This window comes from Clostridium putrefaciens (genome assembly GCF_900461105.1).
In the GTDB taxonomy this organism is placed as follows: Bacteria; Bacillota; Clostridia; order Clostridiales; family Clostridiaceae; genus Clostridium_L; species Clostridium_L putrefaciens.
This window is the reverse complement of record NZ_UFWZ01000001.1, coordinates 2,435,721-2,442,500: the sequence shown is the minus strand read 5'-3', so window position 1 is coordinate 2,442,500 and position 6,780 is coordinate 2,435,721. Positions and strand designations below refer to the sequence as shown.

At 38.6% G+C, this 6,780-nt stretch carries 3 protein-coding genes, 1 tRNA gene and 2 rRNA genes; all 6 read left to right on the top strand.

Translation table 11 applies throughout. From position 1 onward, the window contains the following. Positions 1-73 precede the first annotated feature (73 nt). The 6 genes from DY168_RS10990 to DY168_RS10965 all read left to right on the top strand — a co-directional run bounded on the left by DY168_RS10990 (position 74) and on the right by DY168_RS10965 (position 6,738). Positions 74-2,978 (top strand): 23S ribosomal RNA (locus DY168_RS10990). 48 nt (positions 2,979-3,026) lie between these two features. Further along, positions 3,027-3,143: ribosomal RNA gene (rrf, locus tag DY168_RS10985) — 5S ribosomal RNA — on the top strand. A gap of 29 nt (positions 3,144-3,172) precedes the next feature. Further along, positions 3,173-3,247, top strand: a tRNA-Asn gene (locus DY168_RS10980). A 249-nt stretch (positions 3,248-3,496) separates the two neighbouring features. Next, positions 3,497-4,459 carry a polysaccharide deacetylase family protein gene (locus tag DY168_RS10975; RefSeq protein WP_115641789.1) on the top strand — a complete coding sequence of 321 codons (963 nt, stop codon included), beginning with the start codon at positions 3,497-3,499 and terminating at the stop codon, positions 4,457-4,459. A 169-nt stretch (positions 4,460-4,628) separates the two neighbouring features. After that, positions 4,629-5,330, top strand: coding sequence for a response regulator transcription factor (locus DY168_RS10970; protein WP_115641788.1), 702 nt, complete (start codon positions 4,629-4,631; stop codon positions 5,328-5,330). Continuing rightward, positions 5,314-6,738, top strand: coding sequence for a HAMP domain-containing sensor histidine kinase (locus tag DY168_RS10965; RefSeq protein ID WP_115641787.1), 1,425 nt, complete (start codon positions 5,314-5,316; stop codon positions 6,736-6,738). Before DY168_RS10970 ends, DY168_RS10965 begins: the two co-directional genes overlap by 17 nt. Positions 6,739-6,780 lie beyond the last annotated feature (42 nt).

Here is a 6,780-nt window from a genome sequence, read left to right as displayed (position 1 = left end):
CGGAATTTACTAACGTAAATGAGCACCAGACTGAGGCAGCTAACGAAGTAGTACGAAGGTTATAACGAACGAAGGTCAAGCTACAAAGGGCACATGGCGAATGCCTTGGCATCAAGAGCCGACGAAGGACGCGATAAGCTGCGATAAGCTTCGGGTAGCCGCAAATAGGCTGTGAACCGAAGATTTCCGAATGAGGAAACTCACATGGGTAAACCCCATGTATTGTATACTGAATAAATAGGTATATAAGGGTACACCCAGGGAACTGAAACATCTAAGTACCTGGAGGAAGAGAAAGAAAATTCGATTTCCCGAGTAGCGGCGAGCGAAAAGGAAAGAGCCCAAACCAGAAATTTATTTCTGGGGTTGCGGACAGATCATTAATATGGCGGTAATTTTAGTCGAATACAACTGGAAAGTTGAGCCACAGCGTGTAATAGCCACGTAGACGAAAGGATAAAGCCTAAGATCTGATCCAGAGTACCACGAGACACGTGAAACCTTGTGGGAAGCAGGGAGGACCACCTCCCAAGGCTAAATACTACTTGATGACCGATAGTGAAGAAGTACCGTGAGGGAAAGGTGAAAAGAACCCCGGAAGGGGAGTGAAATAGAACCTGAAACCGTGTGCCTACAACCGGTCAAAGCACCTTATGTGTGTGATGACGTGCTTTTTGTAGAACGAGCCAACGAGTTACGATATGTAGCGAGGTTAAGTACTTAAGGTACGGAGCCGAAGGGAAACCGAGTCTTAATAGGGCAAATAGTTGCATGTCGTAGACCCGAAACCGGGTGACCTATCCATGGCCAGGTTGAAGCAGAAGTAAAATTCTGTGGAGGACCGAACCAAATTGGTGTTGAAAAACCATGGGATGAGCTGTGGATAGCGGAGAAATTCCAATCGAACCCGGAGATAGCTGGTTCTCCTCGAAATAGCTTTAGGGCTAGCGTCGGATGTGAGTAGTGGAGGTAGAGCACTGAATGGGCTAGGGGCCGTATAGGTTACCAAACTCTATCAAACTCCGAATGCCACATACTATTAGTCCGGCAGTCAGACTGCGAGTGATAAGGCCCGTAGTCAAAAGGGAAACAGCCCAGACCATCAGCTAAGGTCCCAAAGTATAGATTAAGTGGAAAAGGATGTGGGATTTCAAAGACAACTAGGATGTTGGCTTAGAAGCAGCCACTCATTAAAAGAGTGCGTAATAGCTCACTAGTCGAGAGATCCCGCGCCGAAGATGTTCGGGGCTAAAATCTATCACCGAAGCTATGGGTGTACATTTATGTACGCGGTAGAGGAGCGTCCTGTACTGGCTGAAGTCGTACCGAAAGGAGCGGTGGACGGTACAGGAGTGAGAATGTTGGCATAAGTAGCGAGAACTAGGTGAGAATCCTAGTGGTCGAAAATCTAAGGTTTCCTGGGGAAGGTTCGTCCGCCCAGGGTTAGTCGGGACCTAAGCCGAGGCCGAAAGGCGTAGGCGATGGACAATCGGTTGATATTCCGATACCACTATGTAGCGTTATTACCAATGGGGTGACGCAGGAGGATAAGATGTGCTAGCTATTGGATGCTAGTCTAAGCACTTAGGGAGTCTGGATAGGAAAATCCGTCCAGGCAATTCTGAGGTGTGATGGGGAAGGTCATTTTGACCGAAGTATCTGATTCCACGCTGCCAAGAAAAGCCTCTAGGGAGCAAAGTAGTGCCCGTACCGCAAACCGACACAGGTAGATGAGGAGAGAATCCTAAGACCATCGGAAGAATTGCAGTTAAGGAACTCGGCAAATTGACCCCGTAACTTCGGGAGAAGGGGTGCCTACGCAAGTAGGCCGCAGAGAATAGGCCCAAGCAACTGTTTAGCAAAAACACAGGTCTCTGCTAAAGCGAAAGCTGAAGTATAGGGGCTGACGCCTGCCCGGTGCTGGAAGGTTAAGGGGAATGCTTAGCGTAAGCGAAGGTATGAACTTAAGCCCCAGTAAACGGCGGCCGTAACTATAACGGTCCTAAGGTAGCGAAATTCCTTGTCAGGTAAGTTCTGACCCGCACGAATGGCGTAATGACTTGGGCACTGTCTCAACTGCAAATCCGGCGAAATTGTAGTGCCAGTGAAGATGCTGGCTACCCGCGATTGGACGGAAAGACCCCGTAGAGCTTTACTGTAGCTTAGCATTGAATTTCGGTATTGTCTGTACAGGATAGGTGGGAGACTGAGAAACTGGGGCGTCAGCTTCAGTGGAGTCATCCTTGGGATACCACCCTGACAGTACTGAGGTTCTAACGGATACCCATGAAACTGGGTGCCGGACATTGTTAGGTGGGCAGTTTGACTGGGGCGGTCGCCTCCTAAAAAGTAACGGAGGCGCTCAAAGGTTCCCTCAGAACGGTCGGAAATCGTTCGAAGAGTGCAAAGGCAGAAGGGAGCCTGACTGCGACACCTACAAGTGGAGCAGGGACGAAAGTCGGACTTAGTGATCCGGTGGTACCTCGTGGGAGGGCCATCGCTCAACGGATAAAAGCTACCTCGGGGATAACAGGCTGATCTCCCCCAAGAGTCCACATCGACGGGGAGGTTTGGCACCTCGATGTCGGCTCGTCGCATCCTGGGGCTGAAGTAGGTCCCAAGGGTTGGGCTGTTCGCCCATTAAAGCGGCACGCGAGCTGGGTTCAGAACGTCGTGAGACAGTTCGGTCCCTATCCGTCGCGGGCGTAGGAAATTTGAGAGGAGCTGTCCCTAGTACGAGAGGACCGGGATGGACTGACCTCTGGTGTACCAGTTGTCACGCCAGTGGCATTGCTGGGTAGCTATGTCGGGACGGGATAAACGCTGAAAGCATCTAAGCGTGAAGCCCACCTCAAGATTAGATTTCCCATAGCAAAGGCTAGTAAGACCCCTTGAAGAACACGAGGTTGATAGGTCAGAGGTGTAAGTACAGTAATGTATTAAGCTGACTGATACTAATAGGTCGAGGGCTTGACCAAATTATTTTAAACCATATGCAGTTTTGAAAGAACAAGTTCTTTCAAAGATCCGGTGATTATGGCTTAGTGGTAACACCCCTTCCCATTCCGAACAGGATGGTTAAGCACTAAAGCGCTGATGGTACTGCAAGGGAGGCCTTGTGGGAGAGTAAGTCGTCGCCGGGTATATCCTTCGGGATTACCACAAATAATGTTCCGTGATAGCTCAACGGTGGAGCACTCGGCTGTTAACCGATAGGTTGGAGGTTCGAATCCTCTTCACGGAGCCAATTATATAATTTAATATAAGGCTTTAAGAACTTTTAATTATAATAGTTAAAGGTTCTTTATTTTTTTTTTGTAATTTTATTATCAAAATATATTAAGATTATGTAAAAGTATAAAAGAATTTTTACTATTTTGTAATCTATCATATACAATAAAAAGTTATTATTATATATGAAGACAAGCATCTGCTAATTATAAAGTAATTCGACTTTATTTTAGTGAATTTTGATCAAAGATTAGGGAGTGTAAATATGTCAAATATACATCACAAGAATCAAAAGTTTACTATGAAAAAACATAAAAAGTTAAAGAACAAAAATCTTGCCATTAGTATTTTAGTTTTATCAATATTATTAATTGGAATAATTATAGGCCAGTTTATAATAAACAAATATGGTGAAAATGATTTAACTGTATCTGCATCAGAAGAAACAAACTCACCTGATACTGGAAAGACATCTAAAAAGGATAAGGAAAAGATAGAAGAAAAAGAGTTACAATACAAAAATACTTCAATAAAGGGTCAAGACAAGATAGATTCTGCAACTGTGGCAAAGGATGCTATAAATGGTAATGCAGTTAAAGATGATAAAAAGATAATTTATTTAACCTTTGATGATGGACCTTCAACAACGGTTACACCTAAAATACTGGATATATTAAAAAAAGAAGATGTAAAGGCTACATTTTTTATATTAGGCAAAAGTTTATCTTCAGATGGTGTTACTATTAATGAAAAATCTGGAGAAGTTCTAAAACAAGAATATGATGATGGACATGCTATTGCTAATCATACCTATTCTCATGATTATAAATATCTTTATCCGAGTAGAAATATTAATATGACAAGGGTTTTAGAAGATGTTGAAAAGAATAATGTTTTAATTAAAAAGGTTATCGGAGAATCATTTGAAACTACAGTTGTAAGATTTCCAGGAGGACTTATGTCTTGGAAAGGACAAGATGTAGCTTTAGAAAAACTAAAAGAAAAAAATATAGTACCTGTGGATTGGAATGCATTAAATGGAGATGCAGAAAGCAAAAAGAGGACACCTGAAGAATTAATCGAAAAGGCTATAAATACAAGTAAAAATAAGGACAAGGTTGTAATGCTTATGCACGATACCTATGGAAAAGAAACTACAGCTGAAGCCTTAACAAAAATAATCCAACATTTTAAGATGGAAGGATATGAATTTAGGACTTTAAATTAGATATCTTAAACAAAAATTAATAATAAGTAAATTAAATTACAAGGTTACTATAAATTACAATAGATTACTATATATTAATTATTTTCATAATATTAAAGATAAATTATGATATAATAAGAGAGAAGTTGAAATAGACTTCTCTTTTATTATATTACGGAGAGAGGTAATTATGGACAAAAAGGTATTGATTGTGGAAGATGAAAATAGTATAAGAGGTTTTCTCAAAATAAACTTTAGAAGAAATGATTTCACGGTTATCGAAGCAAGTTCTGGAGAAGAAGGTTTTAGAAAGGCAATGTTAGAAAATCCTCATATTGCAGTTTTAGATGTGATGTTACCAGGTAAAGATGGATTTACATTGTGTAAGGAATTAAGAGATAGGTTTCCTGACATGGGCATAATTATGCTTACAGCCAGAAATCAGGATATGGATAGGATAATGGGATTAGAACAAGGTGCTGATGATTATTTAAGTAAACCTTTTAACCCAATAGAATTGATGCTTAGGGTTAAGGCAATAATTAGAAGAATTGAAAGTAAAGATGTATTTAAAGATAAAGAAGTTGTTGAAAGAAATGGATTTAAATTAGATCTATATTCACAAAAGTTGTATAAAGGTGATAAAGAAATATATATTACACCTAAAGAATATTTATTATTTAAATTATTTATAGAAAGCCCTGGAAAGGCATTTACTAGAGATGAGTTATTAAATATCATTTGGGGATATGAATATTTTGGAGATCCAAAAATAGTAGATGTTAACATAAGAAGATTAAGAACTAAGATAGAAGAAGATCCGTCAGAACCTAAATATATACAAACCATTTGGGGAACAGGGTATAGGTGGAATAATGAAGAGGATATTTAAAGGGGATCAAAGTATTAGAGTGAGACTTATATTAAAATTACTCATAATAATTTTATTTACTATATCAATTTTAGAAGTGTCACTTATTACTTTTGTTGGCCAATATTTTTATAAAAATACTGAGGATATTATTACAAATCAAGTGATGGTATCAGCAGATCTTTATAATAGTTATTTTTCTAACTCTACTTTAGAAGATAACATACTTGATAATGTAGATGTATTTTGGAAACAAACTAATGCACAAGTACAAATATTAAATACTGATGGTAAGCTTATAATGGACTCACTCGGTGCTACTTCAGAGGAATATATAAAGTCCGTAGACGTTAAAAAAGCTATTGGCGGTGAAAAGGGAAAGTGGGTTGGAAATGTTAATTATTATGATCATAAAGTAATGGCAGTGTCTTACCCCCTAAAATCTTACGACGAAACTGTTGGAGTTATTAGATTTATATCATCTATGGAAGATGTGGAGAGCTCAATATATTCTATTTCTCTTGTATTTATAGTTATAGGATCAGCTGTGCTTATAATATCTGGAATAGTAACTTGGTTTGCAGCTAAAAATATAATATACCCGGTGAGAGCACTTACTATAACTGCAGAGAAGATGGCAGAAGGAAATTACTATATAAGAAATACTAAGGTTAAAGATGATGAAATAGGTAAATTATCTGATACATTAAATTATATGGCAGAAGAAATATTAAAAAAGGATAAACTTAAGAATGAATTTATTTCATCTGTATCACATGAACTTAGAACCCCTCTTACATCAATAAAAGGATGGACTGTAACCCTAGGATATGATTTAGAAGATAAAGAAGTTATAAAAGATGGATTGAGCATAATTGAAAAAGAGTGTGATAGACTTACTGAAATGGTAGAAGAGTTATTAGACTTTTCGAAGTTCGTATCGGGAAAGGTTTCACTTCAAAAGGTAAGTATAGATATCATTGATATCATAAGTTATATCGATAGATATATGAGCCCAAGGGCACAAAGAGAACACATAGATCTTCTAGTATCAGTAGAAGATAACATACCTAAAGTTTATTTAGATGTAAACAGAATGAAGCAAGTCTTTATAAACTTATTAGATAATGCACTTAAATTCACGCCAAAGGAAGGAAAGGTAACTATAAAAGCCTATGCTAAAGCTGATGAGTTAAATGTTGTAATTATAGACACAGGAAGCGGTATAAGTAAAAAGGACTTACCAAGAATAAAAGAAAAGTTTTATAAGGGAAAGAGTAGTAAGTCACAAAATGGGATAGGTCTTTCCATTTGTGATGAGATAATAAAGCTTCACGAAGGTAAATTTATTATTGAAAGTGAAGAAGGAAATGGAACTGTAGTAAAGGTTATACTTCCACTAAAAGATAAAATATCTATAGGTATATAAATCAGGTATATGGTATCTTATTTAGTGGTGATTTAGGAGGGG

What these genes read in the sequence shown, in the direction of transcription:
- DY168_RS10975 (WP_115641789.1), top strand. Translation starts at nt 3,497, where the DNA reads ATGTCAAATATACATCACAAGAATCAAAAGTTTACTATGAAAAAACAT.
- DY168_RS10965 (WP_115641787.1), top strand. Translation starts at nt 5,314, where the DNA reads ATGAAGAGGATATTTAAAGGGGATCAAAGTATTAGAGTGAGACTTATA.
- DY168_RS10970 (WP_115641788.1), top strand. Translation starts at nt 4,629, where the DNA reads ATGGACAAAAAGGTATTGATTGTGGAAGATGAAAATAGTATAAGAGGT.